Source organism: Maridesulfovibrio zosterae DSM 11974, from assembly GCF_000425265.1.
Lineage (GTDB): Bacteria > Desulfobacterota > Desulfovibrionia > Desulfovibrionales > Desulfovibrionaceae > Maridesulfovibrio > Maridesulfovibrio zosterae.
The window spans coordinates 128,378-143,492 of the sequence record NZ_AUDC01000011.1 but is presented as its reverse complement, the minus strand read 5'-3'; the positions used below and the strand labels follow the sequence as shown (position 1 = coordinate 143,492).

The window sequence follows — 15,115 nt, the reverse complement described above, 5'->3', positions numbered from 1 at the left end:
TAAGAATGAACTTTTTCATAATATAATAATCAAAACATATCCGCAGTGCAGTTAAAATCACGTTTGAAAGCATTTTTTTTGTCCTATTTTAGTATGCTGATTTATTATAATCTTGAGAAAATATGAACAGATACTTTATAAAACTTAATTTTGGGTAGGCAAAAATATCCGTATTAAATTCTTACCAATCTGAAATTATTGAATAAAGTTTTAGAGGAACGTTTTTTGTATTGCAGCTTAGTATCAAACAGGAGGAAATATAATGGAAATTAGTTTTGCAAGAGAAGCTGCAATTGCACATTTAAAAAATGATACACCTCTCAGAAAACCTTCCAGCCCTTTAGTAAACCGAGAGCAGTCTATAGATTCTGTTTCTGGAAATATTAAGGCAGGACTCAGGTCAGCAGATATGGATCCCGCAGAATTGCTAGAACAAAGTGTTGAAGCGGGAGCAAAAGAGAATGCAATTAATGATGCCCATGATTTTAATATGGCCAGAGTTATGGAACTTCTTTCCGATCCTCTTTTGCAAGAGGATATTTAATACTTAGTAAAAAGTATATTGATTAAATATAACTAATAGTTACAGAGTTAATTTTCTGATCAGTAGGACGAATATATTTCATAAAATCGTTAGTTGTTTTATGAGGCAAAGCCCCGGATTGATAAAATTCGGGGCTTTGCCTTTTGGTGCACAAAGTGCTAACTAAAGGCAGTTCCAGCCTATAACAGGTTATGATAATTTCTATGAATAATACCAAAGTGATAAAATCACCAGCCAACCCCTCTCCGGGGTACCCTCCTATGGAGTCCGAATTGCGTCCCCCGCCACCGGTAGAAATCGATCCGGCGTGGAGTGTTCCCAGTGTTTCTGAGTGCACTTCCTGGTGGAAAGATTATTCTATGCTGGATAATATTAAAGCTCATAGCTATCTGGTTGCCAAAGTTGCGGTTCAAGTAAGTACAATTGCTTATGAGTCCGGGGTTGATGTCGATATTCCAACTATTCAAGCTTCGGCTCTTATGCATGATATAGCTAAGAGCTACTGCATCCATCATGGAGGGAATCACAGTCAGTTAGGTGCTGCATGGACCATGCGTTTAACTGGAAATCCTGCCATAGCAATGGGAGTGCTTCACCATGTTTTCTGGCCCTTTGAGCCTGAGGCAGATAAATATTTTCTTCCACTTGTCGTCAGCTACGCCGATAAACGCGTGATGCATGACAATCTTACTTCTCTTGAAAAAAGATTCGGTGACCTGAAAATCAGATATGGGAAAACCGAAAAAATTATAGAAAGGATCCAGCAAACTTACGAGCAGTCTCTTGTTCTGGAAGAACGGCTCGGCAACCTTATCGGAGTTGATCTGAATGCGTATTCTTTTGATAGCGGGCGGCTGGTCTGACGAGCGCGAAGTCTCTTTGAGCGGAGCTGAGGGGATTAAAACAGCCCTGCTTGAGCTTGGGCATGAAGTTGAGTTTTTAGATCCTGCCACAGATTTTAAAAATATCCTTTCACGCGCTGAATATGCAGATTTTGCTTTTATTAATCTTCATGGTTCTCCGGGAGAGGATGGTCTTATTCAGGCTATGTTGAATCAGACAAACTGTCCTTATCAAGGGGCTGGTCCTGAAAGCTCATTTCTTACTCTTAATAAAGCTGCTGCAAAAACAGTTTTTGATAAAAACTCAATTTTGACCCCTGAGTGGGAATTAATCTGCCCTGCGGATGGTTGCAAAGGAATTGAGAAACTTGATCCGCCTGTATTTATTAAGCCTAACTCAGGTGGTTCCAGTCTGGGAATGACTTTTGCCCGTACCAATGAAGAATTGCGAAGGGGTGTTGAGACGGTCTTTTCTATGGGGGATAGTGCACTGGTTGAAAAGTACACAAAAGGAATTGAAGTTACCTGCGGAATTCTTGGCGGGGAAGCTTTGCCATTGATACTTATCACCCCTCCTGAAAAAGCTGAATTCTTTGATTATAATAGCAAATATGCTCCTGATGGAGCTGAAGAAATATGTCCTGCACCGATTGACGCAAAGTTGACACAGGAAATTCAGCAAATCAGTTTGAGAGTGCATAGTCTTTTAGGGCTTGCTGATTACAGCAGGGCTGATTTTATAATTTCTGGAGGAGTGGCTTATCTGCTGGAAGTCAACACTCTTCCCGGTATGACTCCGACAAGTCTCGTTCCCAGAGCTGCCAAGGCTGCTGGATATACATTCAACACGCTTATAGCAAAGCTTATTGAATTGGGACAAAGTAAGAGGAAGTAAATTTTTTCAACAGGTCTACCTACTTGGTTGATCAATGAACGGAAACGTCAGGATTTATACATGTCAAAATCCCTTAAGCTCAGGACAGCCTCATTTCTTTATGGCTTAGGCTGGAAAGCCGCAATTCCTTTTCTCAAGAAAAATGCAAGATTGAGAGAAGGATTTGATCGTAGGACACTAAAACACAGCCTCCCGCCTGAGGCTGATGTGTGGATTCAGGCAGCATCTGCTGGTGAAGCAAAAATAGTTACCAGAATAATGGATCTGATTTCGATGGAAAATCCTACCAGATTCCTGCTGACCACCAATACTTCGCAAGGCCTTTCAGAGCTTGAGAGAGCAGCTTATCGAATTACACCGAATACCAGAAATGTTACTGCTTCAGCGACATATTTTCCTTTTGACAGCCCTGATCTTGCTGTAAAAGCCTTGGAGGCTGTAAAACCTAAATTAGTAATTTTGGTCGAGACAGAGATCTGGCCCGGGTTTTTGTCCGCCTGTAAAGATCTTGGCGTAAAAGTGATTATTATCAATGCTCGGATGACTACAAAAAGTCTTGCTGGGTATATGGCTTTTCCCCAATTTTTTAAATCCATTGCTCCTGAAGAAGTTTTGGCTATTTCTGAAGAAGATGCCATTCGTTTTAAGACTCTTTTTGAAATCGAAAAGATAAGTACTATGCCAAACATCAAGTTTGACAGTACTGGAACTGCTGCGGCAATTCCATATACAGCCAATCCTCTGTCATCAATTTTTAAACCTAAAACTCCTTTCATCATTCTTGGTTCTATAAGAAAGGAAGAAGAATTACAGGTCCTAAAACTTGTAGAAGGGCTTAAGAAAGCGCGCCCTAAGACTGTGATAGGACTTTTTCCGCGTCATATGCATCGCATTGATGCTTGGAGAGCAATGCTTAATGAAGCAGGTCTACCATGGGTTTTGCGGTCTGAGATTACAGATAAAGTTCCATTCGGGCATACTGTGCTGTGGGATGTTTTTGGAGAAATGAATTCAGCATTCTCTCTTGCCAGGGTAGCATTTATAGGTGGTTCTCTCGCTCCTGTCGGCGGTCAGAATTTTCTTGAACCATTGGCATATGGCATTGTTCCTGTCATAGGTCCTTACTGGTCAAATTTTACATGGGTTGGAGATGATATCTTCAACAATAAACTGGCCAGACAGGAAAATGACTGGGAAGGTGTTTTAAATTCGCTTCTTGAAGTCAGTAAACGTGCCCCTAAACCTGACAAAGTAAAAAAAGATTTCGAAAAATATCTTGTAGATATGCGTGGTGGAACTGACGCAGTGTGTGCTGCGATCAAGAGAAATTTGTAGTAAGTGAATCTTTCTGATTTTAAGGATTTAAATTGATGAGTATTGTTTATGGTTGTTACGGTATTATCCCGGCCCGTTATGATTCCAGCCGTTTTCCCGGAAAACCGATGGCTGACATATGCGGGAAACCGATGTTCTGGCATGTGTGGAACAGCGCCTGTAAATGTCCAGAGATGGATAAAGTTGTTCTAGCCACTGATAGTCCTATAATTCAGGACGCTGCTGAGAAACTTGGTGTGCCTGTCGTGATGACCGCAGATACCCACACCAGTGGTACTGATAGAGTTCTGGAAGCTGCAAGAAAGCTTAGTCTTCCAGATGATTGCGTTGTAGTGAATATTCAGGGAGATGAGCCTTGTCTCGCTCCGGAAATGTTATCGGAATTGGTTAGTCCTTTTGCCGACGGCAGTGTCAGGGTTACAACTCTGGCATCACCGATTACAGCAGAAGAGGCTCAAAGTCCGGATAGGGTTAAAGTTGCACTTGCAAAAGATAGCCGGGCGTTATATTTTTCTCGCTCACCTATCCCGTATTCCCATGATGGAAGTGGGAAATACCTTCTACATATCGGCCTATACGGCTTCCGCATGGAAGCCCTTGAAACCTTTGCCGGCACGGATGCTTCGCCCCTGGAGAAAAGGGAGCGACTGGAACAGCTCCGGCTGCTGGAAAACGGTATACCAATCCACGTCACTGTTACTGAACACTCCTGTCATGGAGTGGACCGTCCTGAGGACTTGGATACAGCAATAAAGATTCTTGAGAGGGAAAAAATATGAAAGCCATACTGGCACTTGAAGACGGCACATGGTTTGAAGGAACATCCTTCACAGGCCCAGGCGAATCGGGCGGAGAAGCCATCTTCAACACCGGCATGACCGGATATCAGGAAGTTCTCACCGACCCTTCTTATACTGGGCAGATGGTCTGCATGACTTATCCGCTTATAGGAAACTATGGTGTTACTGAAGAAGATCTTGAATCCGCTAAAATACATGTTGCCGCATTTATAGTTAAAGAATGCTGCAAAAACCCTTCAAACTGGCGTTCTGTAATGTCTCTGCCTGAATATCTTGAGAAGGCCGGCATTATGGGGATTGAAGGAATTGATACCCGTGCGTTGACCAGACACTTACGTATTAACGGTGCCATGCGTGGTATCATTTCTACTGAAGAACTCGATCCTGCAAAGCTCGTTGAGAAAGCTAAACAGCTTCCTACAATGGAAGGTCAGAACCTTGCTGACAAGGTTACATCCGACAGTTGCTACGCGTGGATTGATAACAAGCCTGTTCCAGTTGACGTATCAAAAGGCTATGAGTGGACTGGAAAGGGACCGCGCCTCGTACTTGTTGATTACGGGGTAAAATGGAATATCCTGCGTTTACTTGATGCAGAAGGTTTTGAAGTTCTTTCTGTTCCGTCAAGTTATACTGAAGAGCAGATTAGAGCTCTTAATCCAGAAGCTATTTTCCTTTCCAACGGCCCCGGTGATCCGGCTGTTCTTGATCATGCTGTAAAGACTGCAAAATCTTTATGCGAAGATCTTCCTGTGGCAGGTATTTGTCTTGGACATCAGATTTTAGGACTTGCTCTTGGCGGTGATGCGTTTAAATTGAAATTTGGGCATCATGGCTGCAACCATCCTGTTATGGATATGGAAAGCAATAAAATTGAAATCTCTTCTCAGAATCATGGTTTTTGTGTAGATATTTCAAAGTGTCCTGATCTTAAAATCACACATAAAAATCTGAACGATGAAACTCTTGAGGGGTTTGCACACAAAACCAAACCGATTATCGCAATTCAGTTTCATCCTGAAGCAGCTCCGGGACCGCATGATAGCTGTTATTTCTTTGCCAGATTCCGTGATATGGTAAAAGAGAAAACCGGAAAATAAAAAACGGAAAATATAACGTCGGAGATAAATATGTCCGGAGAACTTACTAATGCCAGAAAAAAACTGGCAACTGTTCCCTCGCTGTTGAAGCAGAAAAAAGCAATGGCTGCTGTGCAGTCAGTATATGATGCTATTCTCGCAATGCTTAAAGGATCATTGATGAAAGCAGAGAGGGAAGAATTTCAGGAACTGCTGGATAGCACAGTTCATGTTCTCAACAGTGACAAAAAGTTAAGAGAAGATTATCCGCTGATCATAAATTATACCCATGGTGAAGAGAAAGCTCTTCTAGAGGTTATGAGAGAAATTCTGCAAGAGCTGCAAAAGAATGTAAACGCAAGTGCGCAGGAACTTCTTAAGGCTATGGAGAAGAAGAAGCGCGATACTCTTGAAAAAGGTCAAGAACTTATCGCACAGGATAAGGTCTCTGAAGCTCAAAAACTTTTTGATAAACTTATTCGTGAATTTAAAGATGATACAGAGCTGCGTGCTGAAGTCGCTGATAAATTTATCAAGTCAGGACTTTATAGTGAAGCGTTGAGATATCTTGAGGATGCGCTTGCTAATGATCCCAATGCAATTTTTCTGTATAATCGTATTGGGATAGTTTTGCGAAAAATGAAAGACTTTGAAGCCGCTGAAAAATATTATCTTAAGGCCTTACAGATAAATGATAAAGATGAGTATCTTTATTTTAACACTGGACGCCTGTATTATGATTGGCAGAAGTGGGGAAAAATGGCTAAAGCAGCTGAAAAGGCTATTGCCATCAACCCCAACTTTGCTGAAGCAGAAAAAATGCTAAAATTTGCAAAGAAAAAAATAGGCTAAAAATGCATCAGGCATCAATTGCTTCTTTTTAAAAGAACCCACTGTACGCTCAAATATGCTAGAGGGTTTCGTATATTTTAGTTAAATCGAACAGTATATTATGGGAGGCATGGCTGTAAAATGTCATGGCCTCCCTTTCTAATTTGAAGTGAATTTTTAAACGGCAGCTGTTTAACTAAAGATAACTGCCGGAGGTTAGATGAAGTATATATTATTGGATCGCGATGGAACAATTATTGAGGATAAACATTATTTATGTGATCCAGACGGTGTTGAAATTATACCTAACGCAATACAAGGGCTGAAAATGATGCTGGATGCAGGATATGGTCTCATTGTTGTAACAAATCAGTCTGGAATTGGTAGAGGATACTATACTGAAGCAGATATGAATGCTGTTAACGATCGGATGAAAAAATATTTAAATAAAAGCGGTATCGAGCTCAAAGCGATTTATCATTGCCCGCATACACCCGATCAGAAGTGTGACTGCCGTAAACCACAAACAGGAATGTTTGATCAAGCGATAGAACAGTTTGGTCTTATACCAAGTGAATGTTACGTTATAGGGGATAAACTATGTGATATTGAACTTGGATTGGCTAAAGGTTCTGCTGCAATTTTAGTTCGCACAGGCAAGGGGCTTAAAGAAGAGGCTAACTGTGCTTGCAAGGCAACTTATATTGCTGACGATCTGCTGGATGCAGCCGCGTTTATAGTTAAAAGAGGGTGATCTTTAAGGTCAAATATATTTTTTACATAAAAGATTGCATCGTACTATTTCAGCCAATTATTGAAAATTAAATTTTTGAAAATTTGCTACTAGAACAAGTCTTTTATCCTAAATACCATGCCCAGAAATGCGGGGCGTACAAAGTTGTAAGCATTGATCCAAGTGCTAGAAATGGTCCGAATGGGATCATTGAACCAAGTTTTCTGTTTTTATCTACCACCATCAAAATCAGGCCAACAGCAAGTCCTGAAAATGCTGCTACTGTTATTACCAGAGAGATATTTTGCGGTCCTGCAAGAGCTCCTATCATGAACATGATTTTAACGTCTCCTAGGCCTAATCCTTCAATTCCCTTCAGTCCTTTGTAAAGAAGGCGTAGAGACCAGAACAATCCTCCTCCGATACATGCACCAAGCAATGCTCCTTTCCAGCCAAGAGGGGTGAAAAGTGCAGCGCACGGGATTGCTGCAATTGATCCAGGTATAGTGATAATATCAGGAAGGATAAAAGTTTTCAGATCGATAAAAGAAGCAATAATCATCAAACCGCCAAAGAGCATATATACCAGCCATTGTGTGCTTAGCCCGAATTTCAGCATAAGCAGGACAGCCCACACTATCGATGTAAGTTCGATAATAGGATACATAAGGCTGATTGGCTGATGACAGGCAGAACATCTTCCGTTTAAAAAGAGATAACTTAAGATAGGAACGTTTTCGTACCACCGTATCTGATGTCCGCATTGAGGACATTTTGAGCGGCGAGGATTTGTCAGGGTCTGCCCGTATATATATCTGAACACAGCACAAGCATAAAAGCTGCCAAGTATAGCACCCAGAAGTGTTGCTATGAAAATTTCATAATAATCAAGTAGTAATATTTGCATGTTGCTCATAGGGGCTTGAAGATTTCATGTTTTACTGCAAAAGTGATGCGTGTAACAAAGTCGTTTAAGTGTTGATACGACAGTTATGGTGATTGAACAAGCATTCTCAGGAGACTCTAATGGGTAGTAAATATAGATTTATTCCAGAACTTGAACCAGATGAACTTGCAGCAAAACAACTGGAAGGACTGAAATGGACAGTGAACCATACTTCGTCCAACAGTCCATTTTATGCGGCTCGTTTTAAAGATAAAGGAGTTGAATGGGCAGATATCAATTCTTTAGATGATCTTCAAAAACTGCCTTTTACCACCGCAGAAGATTTAAAAGATGGTTATCCTCTTCCACTTCTTTCAGTTCCAGAAGAGGATGTTGTCAGAATTCACGGTTCCAGCGGTACAACCGGAAAGCGAAAAATTTTATCTTATACACAGCGAGACATTAATACATGGAAAAATATGTTTGCTCGTTGTTATGAATTAGCCGGGCTGACTACTCGTGATCGTGTTCAAGTATGTGTAGGATACGGACTCTGGACTGCCGGTGCAGGGTTTCAGCTTGGTTCTGAGCATTTTGGAGCTATGACCCTTCCTGTCGGACCTGGAATGCTTGAGATTCAACTGCAGATCTTAGTTGATTTAGAAGCAACATGCTTATGCTCAACTGCTTCAATGGCTCTCCTGCTTGGCGAAGAAGCACAGAAAGCCGGACTCAGTGATAAGCTTAAATTAAAGCGATGTATTTTCGGTGGAGAATCGCATACTCCCAAAATGCGAAAACAGTTTGAAGATTCTCTCGGTTTAGAGTCCAGTCACGATATTTCGGGTATGACTGAATTATATGGACCCGGGGCTGGAATAGAGTGCGAGGCTAAGGAAGGGATACATTATTGGGGGGATGAATATATCGTTGAAATTATTGATCCTGTTACGCTTAAGCCTGTACCTGATGGAGAAGTTGGTGAACTGGTTGTAACGACTCTTAATAAGGAAGCTTCGCCGCTTATCCGCTACCGTACTCGTGACCTTACCCGTATAATTTCCGGTAAATGTTCTTGTGGATGTTCTATGCCGCGCCATGACACGATTTCAGGCCGTAGCGATGATATGTTTATTTTCAGAGGGGTCAACATTTATCCCGGGCAGATTGCATCCGTCCTTGAGGCATTTTCCGAAGCTAGCTCTGAGTACCAGATATATTTGGAACGCCGTGAAGGACTTGATCATATGACCGTTAGAGTTGAGCGTAAGTCTGGCGTTTCAGCTGATAATGATGCTAATCTTGCGAAGGCTATTTGTAATGAAATCCGTAAATTTATTCTTGTACGGGCCAATGTTGAAATACTTAAGCCGGGGCTTCTTCCTCGAAGTTTCGCTAAAACCAAACGAGTTTTTGACGAGCGCTCTTAAAAAGAATGTATGTATCACTTTCTTTCTTAACGTATTATGATTGTAGTTAGTGTGGCTAAAGATTGATAATTTTGACGATAAAAAAGCCGCCGAGTTAAACTCGGCGGCTTTTAGTTTATTTTGTAAATAACAATTTTTATCTGCGACGTCTATCATCGCGACGACCACCGTCACGTCCGCCTCTGGGCCCGCTTGGACGTCCACCACCCATCTTGAATTTTTCAAGATCAACTTCCTGACCAGCCTGCTCCATGAGCCAAGCCTTACGGGAAAGACGGATACGACCGTTAGGCTGTACTTCGACGACCTTAACAGTGATTTCCTGACCGAGCTGCACAACGTCAGTAACGTTTTCAATGCGCTCAACATCGATCTGAGAAATGTGCAGAAGACCTTCGAGGCCAGGCAGAATTTCTACGATTGCACCGATTTCAAGAATTTTCTTAACGGTACCTACATAGTTGGTTCCAAGCTCAGCAGTCTGGTCGTAGTATTTGACCATTTCAACTGTTTTCTTGAGAGATTCAAGAGTCGGAGCGAAGATAGAAACTTTGCCGGAATCTTCAATATCGATATCAGCTGAAGTTTCAGCAGTAATTGCTTTAATGTTTTTACCACCGGGTCCGATGAGATCTCTGATCTTTTCGGGATTAATGGTTAAAACTTCCATCTGTGGAGCGTTTACAGAAAGTTCTTTTCTAGGCTCGGAAATGACTTTCTTCATGTCATCAAGAATAATCTGACGTGCGCCTTTGGCCTGAGCGAGAGCATTACGCAATACTTCAGCCGGAATACCACTGATTTTGATATCCATTTGAATTGCAGTAACACCGTCTTCAGTTCCGGCAACTTTAAAGTCCATATCGCCGAGAGCATCTTCATCACCGAGAATGTCGGTGAGAACGTAGTACTCATCGCCTTCCTGACAAAGTCCCATAGCGATACCAGCAACCGGAGCACTTATGGGTACACCAGCGTCCATAAGAGATAGGGTGGTTCCGCATACAGAAGCCATGGAGGAAGAACCGTTAGAGTCCATTACCTCAGAAACAACACGCATAGTAAATGGGAATTTTTCAGATGAAGGCAGAACAGGGCGTAAAGCTCTCTCTGCAAGAGTTCCGTGTCCAATTTCGCGGCGTGAAGGAGCTCTCAGGAATCTTGCTTCACCAACGCAATATGGAGGAAAGTTATAGTGAAGCATGAAACGTTTAGTGCTTTCACCAGTAAGTGTTTCGAAGCGTTGCTCATCACGGGTTGAGCCGAGGGTACAAACAGCAAGCGCAGAAGTTTCACCTCTACGGAATAAAGCAGATCCGTGAGTCATAGGCAGGCTGCCTACTTCCATGGAGAGATTACGGACGGTGGTTAGGTCACGACCATCGATGCGTATGCCTTTTTCAACAATGCGGTTACGTACAATTTTCTTTTCAAGAGCTGCCATGGCATCACCAACAGCTTTAGCTCTCTGAGGCTCTTCAGGGAATTTTTCTTCGATAAATTTTACAGCGTTGGCTTTTACTTCAGACTTTGCTGTCTTACGAGTCATTTTTTCGGGGATGGTGAGAGCTTTGTCGAGGTCAGCAGAAAAAGTCTCAGAAACGAGAGTAATAACTTCTTCGTCTTTAACAGGCTCAACTACTTCGATTTTAGGACGTCCTACTTTGTTTCTAAGTTTGTCCTGAAGATCAAACATAGGTCCGAGCTGTTCATGACCCCATTCCAGAGCTTCAGCAATTGTGCTTTCAGCGAGGAACTGTGAGCTGCCTTCAACCATGATTACTGCTTCGCGTGTAGCAGCAAAAACAAGATTCAGTTCGCTCTGTTCTGCAATTCCTTTATATGTAGGGTAGAGTACGAATTCATTATTAACCATACCTACACGTGCAGCGGCAACAGGGCCGTTGAAAGGCATATTAGAAATGTGCAGTGCTGCTGATGCACCGGTCATTGCCAGAACATCTGGGTTGGTGTCTGCATCAGCTGAAAGAACGGTTGCTATAACCTGAACTTCATCACAGAACGATTTAGGGAACATGGGGCGAATCGGACGGTCCATAAGACGGGAAACTAAAGTTTCGCGATCAGAAGGACGTCCAACTTCACGACGGAAGTAGCCTCCGGGAATGCGGCCTGCTGCATAAGTCTTTTCGAGATAGTTGCAGGTGAGGGGGAAGAAATCTCTTGGCTCGCTGGTGGGCATGGAAACGGCGGTAACATGGACAACGGTTCCGCCGGACTGAATCCAGACACTACCATTGGTCTGATTGGCCATACGTCCTGTTTCAAGTTTGATATCAAGATTACCGACCTGACCGAGTACTTCGGTTTTTTCAAAAGGTACTAACATTAAAAATCCTCATTAAAGTAAATCATTTTTTAATCAGGGAATCCGAAGCTACCCGAATTTTCCAGCCGGCTTAGGGAGGATTTCATCTGTAAGATAAACGCCTTCCTCAGCCAACTAAAAATTCATCATGGGAAATTGCGGATTCCGCCTGTCCTGTCTGCAATCAGATCAGGAATATATTTTAAATTTAGTTATTCAACTAAAATCAACTACCATCAATATGATGTAAAGTCATATGGAAATACAAGAGTATAAAAAATCAAAAAAAGGGGGAGGTAAAACCTCCCCCTGAAAAACTGCTTATTTGCGGAGACCAAGTCTTGCAATAAGATCACGGTAACGCTGAATGTCTTTAGACTTCAGGTACTTCAGGATATTTCTGCGCTGGCCGACCATTTTAAGCAGGCCTGTGCGGGAGTGAAAATCCTTTTTGTGGCTTTTGAAGTGGTCAGTCAGGTAAGTGATTCTTGCAGTAAGAAGTGCTACCTGTACTTCAGGGGAGCCGGTGTCACCGGGTTTGGTCGAGTACTCTTCAATAACTTTTGCCTTATCTTCAGCAGTCATAACCACAGCGCTATCCTCCTTCACGTCGATGCGTGAGTGTATGTTTGTGCTGGAACTGATGTTCCCGCAGGGAATCATCCCCACAAGCCGCGAAGAATAACCCAGAAGAGCCTCTCGTCAAATGACTTAGTCTCCATAAGGGCAAGTGCAGTACCGTCAGTTTCAAGGATCATAGCCCTTTCACCTTCGATAATGTCCTTTTGATCAGGACATACATCCTCAACTTTGATTCGAGCACCGTTCTTAATATTTGCAGCAAGGCTTTCTGAAACAGTAAACCTATGCCAGTGAGGAAGTGCATCCGCAATTGGAATGACACGAGCCTCAAATCCATCAGAATCGGCTAAAACTTCGTCGAGTTTATGTGCTTCACTAAGTCGGTAAGGCCGACTTTCTTCACGTCTAAGTGATTCCATTACTGCGCCACATCCGAGTCGCGACCCCAAGCTGTGGACCAGGGAGCGTATGTAGGTGCCGGCTGAGCACCCAACTCGGAAACGGGCCATTGGCAGACTCACTTCCAGCGGTTCAGCGTCAAAAATTTCAATGCTCTTGATTTTGACGGGGGTTTCCTCGCCTTTTCGAGCCAGCTCATAGAGGGGTTTGCCCTTGTGCTTAGCTGCGGAATATGCGGGAACCTCCTGACTAGTCAAGTCATTCCATGCAAAAATTTCACTTTCCACCATTTTTTCTGTAATTTCAGAAATGTCGCCGGTGAAAGTTTCTGTGCCTTGAATGTCGTAAGTATCTGTACTTCTACCTATACTCAGGCTTCCGGTGTATACTTTATCATGTCCTGTTAAATAAGGCCCTAGTTTTGTTGCCTGACCCAGCATGACAAGCAGAACTCCCTCAGCAAGAGGATCAAGTGTTCCTGCATGTCCAATTTTATATTGTTTAAATTCGCGCTTGATAGAATTCAGACAATCAGTTGATGTTGGTCCTGAAGGCTTATTCAGAACCAGTACGCCATGCTTTTGAAAAGGGCTTGTACGAGGCTTTCTTCCCACTTAAAATTCCTTTTATAGGCTGCGCTAACCACATTAAAAATATGCATTATTTTTTAACCAATCTAGAGTCTGGTCTGTTTGCATAAATATCAGGTAGATGCAGTAGTATATTGAAATATGTATGAACCGCAGTAAATATATAAAAAATTATTGTGTCTTTTGGAGTGTTATTTCTTTAACTGCTCACCAATGGCTTCAATTAATCTTTCACGTACGGTTTCAGGGTTGTTTTCAATAAGCCCGCCGCTGGCGTTTTTATGACCACCTCCGCCAAAGAGAGAAGCTATTGTCTGTACATTGTCTTTACTCTGTGAGCGTAAACTGAATTTATATCTGAGCGGGCTGTCTTCTCGGATGAGTATAGCTATACGGACACCACGAATTCGCAATATGAAGCTGACAAGACCTTCACAGTCAGGGCCGGATGCTTTTGTTTCGTCCAGCATTTCCTGTGAGATAAAAACCATGGCTGTCTGTCCGTCATGATGCAATTCAACTTTGCTTAACGCCAGTGTCCAAAGATCAATGCGAGTCATAGTCCATTGGTTGCGTATTTTAGGAACGTATTCGCTGAGCTGCAAACCATGTCTAAGTATATCAGCAATAATTTCTAGTGTCTCAGGCTTGGTGTTTCCATAAGTGAAAAAGCCGGTATCTGTTGCTATGGACAGATAGATGGACTCACCTAGTTTACCAGAAAGTGAAATTCCTAGCTCGCGAGCTATAAGGCTAATCATCTCGCCAACAGCAGGGCGGTTAATATCAACCCAGTTGACTGCAGCAAAATTAGAATTGCCCATATGATGGTCAATATTAATTGATTTTTCGGGGTCCATGGCATTCATGAGCGTTTCGCCCATGCGCGGGGCATCTCCGCAATCAAGAATAATGTACCATCCATCAAACCCTTTCGGGATTTCAGTCAATATAGGAGATGGGGTTTCAAACCAGTCCATAGATTTAGGTTTACCGGACTGGTTATATAGGCGGTAGCGTTTTCCCAAAGCTTCCATTATGAAGCCAAGTGCAGCCGTTGAACCTAGTGCATCCCCATCGGGATTAAAATGAGATGCAATCAGAAAGTCGTTTTCTTCCTTAAGAATCCGGCATATTTCTTTCAACTGAGTTTCCATATACCATCTCCTCAAGAAAATTATCGTGGGTAAATCTAAGTTCGGGAATCTGGCGGGTACGAATGCGTTTGCTGAGCTTGCTGCGAATGAACCCTTTAGCTTTTTCAAGTCCTGAAATTGCTGCATTTATTTTTTCTTTATCACCAGACATGGTAAAGAGCACTTCAGCAATTTGGTTGTCTTTATTCATCCTGACTCCGCTGATGGTAACCATTTCAAGACGTGGGTCCGCAATCTCTTCTATGAGCATTGTGGCAATTTCGCGCATGATCTGGTCGCCCATTTTTACAGAGCGGCGTGATGTGGATGTCTTCATTTTTTTATACCTCTAAAAAAACTTTCCTGACCAGTAATGATCAGGAACTGAAAATTTCGGTTTCGCAGTTAACTAATTCAGCTGGGGAGATAGCTTCAATCATCGCCAGAGCTTTTGATAATCTGCTTTCAACCTTACGAGTTTCATTTGCAACTGTCACTGCGGCAAGAACCAGCCTTTCATGTGAGTCCATAGCTTCAACCTCAGATACTGAGAGGTTGAATTTGTTTCGAAGCTTCTGCTTCAGGCTGAGTGATATTTTCCGTTTATCTTTAAGTGATCTGTTGCCATGTAATCTGAATTCGAGTGACAGTACGCCTATTATCATTTTTAAAAATTTAAAACAGGGGTGGAAATAAATCCACCC

16 protein-coding genes are annotated in these 15,115 nt (G+C 42.4%); 9 read left to right on the top strand and 7 right to left on the bottom strand.

Annotated features, from left to right (window positions below; translation table 11 throughout):
- The first annotated feature begins 262 nt into the window (after positions 1-262).
- The 8 genes from H589_RS0104845 to gmhB all read left to right on the top strand — a co-directional run bounded on the left by H589_RS0104845 (position 263) and on the right by gmhB (position 7,080).
- Positions 263-544 carry a hypothetical protein gene (locus H589_RS0104845; RefSeq protein WP_027720992.1) on the top strand — a complete coding sequence of 94 codons (282 nt, stop codon included), beginning with the start codon at positions 263-265 and terminating at the stop codon, positions 542-544.
- 203 nt (positions 545-747) lie between these two features.
- On the top strand, positions 748-1,407 hold the full coding sequence (locus tag H589_RS0104840; protein ID WP_027720991.1) for a hypothetical protein: 660 nt from the start codon (positions 748-750) through the stop codon (positions 1,405-1,407).
- A complete protein-coding gene (locus H589_RS0104835) occupies positions 1,373-2,281 on the top strand; it encodes a D-alanine--D-alanine ligase family protein (RefSeq protein WP_027720990.1) in 909 nt (302 codons plus the stop codon). The genes H589_RS0104840 and H589_RS0104835 overlap by 35 nt, the downstream gene beginning before the upstream one ends.
- Positions 2,282-2,341: 60 nt before the next feature.
- Positions 2,342-3,616: a 3-deoxy-D-manno-octulosonic acid transferase gene (locus H589_RS0104830; RefSeq protein ID WP_027720989.1), complete on the top strand. Its 1,275-nt coding sequence runs from the start codon at positions 2,342-2,344 to the stop codon at positions 3,614-3,616.
- Positions 3,617-3,651: 35 nt separating this feature from the next.
- Positions 3,652-4,395 carry a 3-deoxy-manno-octulosonate cytidylyltransferase gene (gene kdsB / locus H589_RS0104825; protein ID WP_027720988.1) on the top strand — a complete coding sequence of 248 codons (744 nt, stop codon included), beginning with the start codon at positions 3,652-3,654 and terminating at the stop codon, positions 4,393-4,395.
- Positions 4,392-5,516 carry a glutamine-hydrolyzing carbamoyl-phosphate synthase small subunit gene (gene carA, locus H589_RS0104820; RefSeq protein ID WP_027720987.1) on the top strand — a complete coding sequence of 375 codons (1,125 nt, stop codon included), beginning with the start codon at positions 4,392-4,394 and terminating at the stop codon, positions 5,514-5,516. The genes kdsB and carA overlap by 4 nt, the downstream gene beginning before the upstream one ends.
- Before the next feature lie 30 nt (positions 5,517-5,546).
- A complete protein-coding gene (locus H589_RS0104815) occupies positions 5,547-6,347 on the top strand; it encodes a tetratricopeptide repeat protein (protein WP_027720986.1) in 801 nt (266 codons plus the stop codon).
- 199 nt (positions 6,348-6,546) lie between these two features.
- Entirely contained in the window at positions 6,547-7,080 is a 534-nt protein-coding gene (gene gmhB, locus H589_RS0104810) for a D-glycero-beta-D-manno-heptose 1,7-bisphosphate 7-phosphatase (protein ID WP_027720985.1), read from the top strand.
- A gap of 103 nt (positions 7,081-7,183) precedes the next feature.
- On the opposite strand, the gene H589_RS0104805 is transcribed toward gmhB, so the two are convergent.
- Entirely contained in the window at positions 7,184-7,966 is a 783-nt protein-coding gene (locus H589_RS0104805) for a prepilin peptidase (RefSeq protein WP_051249628.1), read from the bottom strand.
- A gap of 119 nt (positions 7,967-8,085) precedes the next feature.
- On the opposite strand from H589_RS0104805, the gene H589_RS0104800 reads away from it, so the two are divergent.
- The gene (locus H589_RS0104800; RefSeq protein ID WP_027720983.1) at positions 8,086-9,375 is read left to right on the top strand and encodes a phenylacetate--CoA ligase family protein; all 1,290 of its coding nucleotides are present in this window, start codon (positions 8,086-8,088) and stop codon (positions 9,373-9,375) included.
- Between the two features lie 136 nt (positions 9,376-9,511).
- On the opposite strand, the gene pnp is transcribed toward H589_RS0104800, so the two are convergent.
- The 6 genes from pnp to H589_RS0104770 all read right to left on the bottom strand — a co-directional run bounded on the left by pnp (position 9,512) and on the right by H589_RS0104770 (position 15,076).
- On the bottom strand, positions 9,512-11,725 hold the full coding sequence (pnp, locus tag H589_RS0104795; protein WP_027720982.1) for a polyribonucleotide nucleotidyltransferase: 2,214 nt from the start codon (positions 11,723-11,725) through the stop codon (positions 9,512-9,514).
- Positions 11,726-12,025: 300 nt separating this feature from the next.
- Positions 12,026-12,295: a 30S ribosomal protein S15 gene (gene rpsO / locus H589_RS0104790; RefSeq protein ID WP_027720981.1), complete on the bottom strand. Its 270-nt coding sequence runs from the start codon at positions 12,293-12,295 to the stop codon at positions 12,026-12,028.
- A 68-nt stretch (positions 12,296-12,363) separates the two neighbouring features.
- A complete protein-coding gene (truB, locus tag H589_RS0104785; protein WP_027720980.1) occupies positions 12,364-13,299 on the bottom strand; it encodes a tRNA pseudouridine(55) synthase TruB in 936 nt (311 codons plus the stop codon).
- Between the two features lie 167 nt (positions 13,300-13,466).
- On the bottom strand, positions 13,467-14,432 hold the full coding sequence (locus H589_RS0104780; RefSeq protein WP_027720979.1) for a DHH family phosphoesterase: 966 nt from the start codon (positions 14,430-14,432) through the stop codon (positions 13,467-13,469).
- Positions 14,395-14,748, bottom strand: coding sequence for a 30S ribosome-binding factor RbfA (gene rbfA, locus H589_RS0104775; protein WP_027720978.1), 354 nt, complete (start codon positions 14,746-14,748; stop codon positions 14,395-14,397). Before rbfA ends, H589_RS0104780 begins: the two co-directional genes overlap by 38 nt.
- Positions 14,749-14,788: 40 nt before the next feature.
- Complete coding sequence (locus H589_RS0104770; protein WP_027720977.1) at positions 14,789-15,076, bottom strand: DUF503 domain-containing protein; 288 nt, start codon at positions 15,074-15,076, stop codon at positions 14,789-14,791.
- Between the last annotated feature and the right edge of the window lie 39 nt (positions 15,077-15,115).

What these genes read in the sequence shown, in the direction of transcription:
- kdsB (WP_027720988.1), top strand. Translation starts at nt 3,652, where the DNA reads ATGAGTATTGTTTATGGTTGTTACGGTATTATCCCGGCCCGTTATGAT.
- rbfA (WP_027720978.1), bottom strand. Translation starts at nt 14,748, where the DNA reads ATGAAGACATCCACATCACGCCGCTCTGTAAAAATGGGCGACCAGATC.
- H589_RS0104815 (WP_027720986.1), top strand. Translation starts at nt 5,547, where the DNA reads ATGTCCGGAGAACTTACTAATGCCAGAAAAAAACTGGCAACTGTTCCC.
- H589_RS0104840 (WP_027720991.1), top strand. Translation starts at nt 748, where the DNA reads ATGAATAATACCAAAGTGATAAAATCACCAGCCAACCCCTCTCCGGGG.
- gmhB (WP_027720985.1), top strand. Translation starts at nt 6,547, where the DNA reads ATGAAGTATATATTATTGGATCGCGATGGAACAATTATTGAGGATAAA.
- carA (WP_027720987.1), top strand. Translation starts at nt 4,392, where the DNA reads ATGAAAGCCATACTGGCACTTGAAGACGGCACATGGTTTGAAGGAACA.
- H589_RS0104780 (WP_027720979.1), bottom strand. Translation starts at nt 14,432, where the DNA reads ATGGAAACTCAGTTGAAAGAAATATGCCGGATTCTTAAGGAAGAAAAC.
- H589_RS0104800 (WP_027720983.1), top strand. Translation starts at nt 8,086, where the DNA reads ATGGGTAGTAAATATAGATTTATTCCAGAACTTGAACCAGATGAACTT.
- H589_RS0104845 (WP_027720992.1), top strand. Translation starts at nt 263, where the DNA reads ATGGAAATTAGTTTTGCAAGAGAAGCTGCAATTGCACATTTAAAAAAT.
- pnp (WP_027720982.1), bottom strand. Translation starts at nt 11,725, where the DNA reads ATGTTAGTACCTTTTGAAAAAACCGAAGTACTCGGTCAGGTCGGTAAT.
- H589_RS0104830 (WP_027720989.1), top strand. Translation starts at nt 2,342, where the DNA reads ATGTCAAAATCCCTTAAGCTCAGGACAGCCTCATTTCTTTATGGCTTA.
- H589_RS0104805 (WP_051249628.1), bottom strand. Translation starts at nt 7,966, where the DNA reads ATGCAAATATTACTACTTGATTATTATGAAATTTTCATAGCAACACTT.
- H589_RS0104770 (WP_027720977.1), bottom strand. Translation starts at nt 15,076, where the DNA reads ATGATAATAGGCGTACTGTCACTCGAATTCAGATTACATGGCAACAGA.
- H589_RS0104835 (WP_027720990.1), top strand. Translation starts at nt 1,373, where the DNA reads ATGCGTATTCTTTTGATAGCGGGCGGCTGGTCTGACGAGCGCGAAGTC.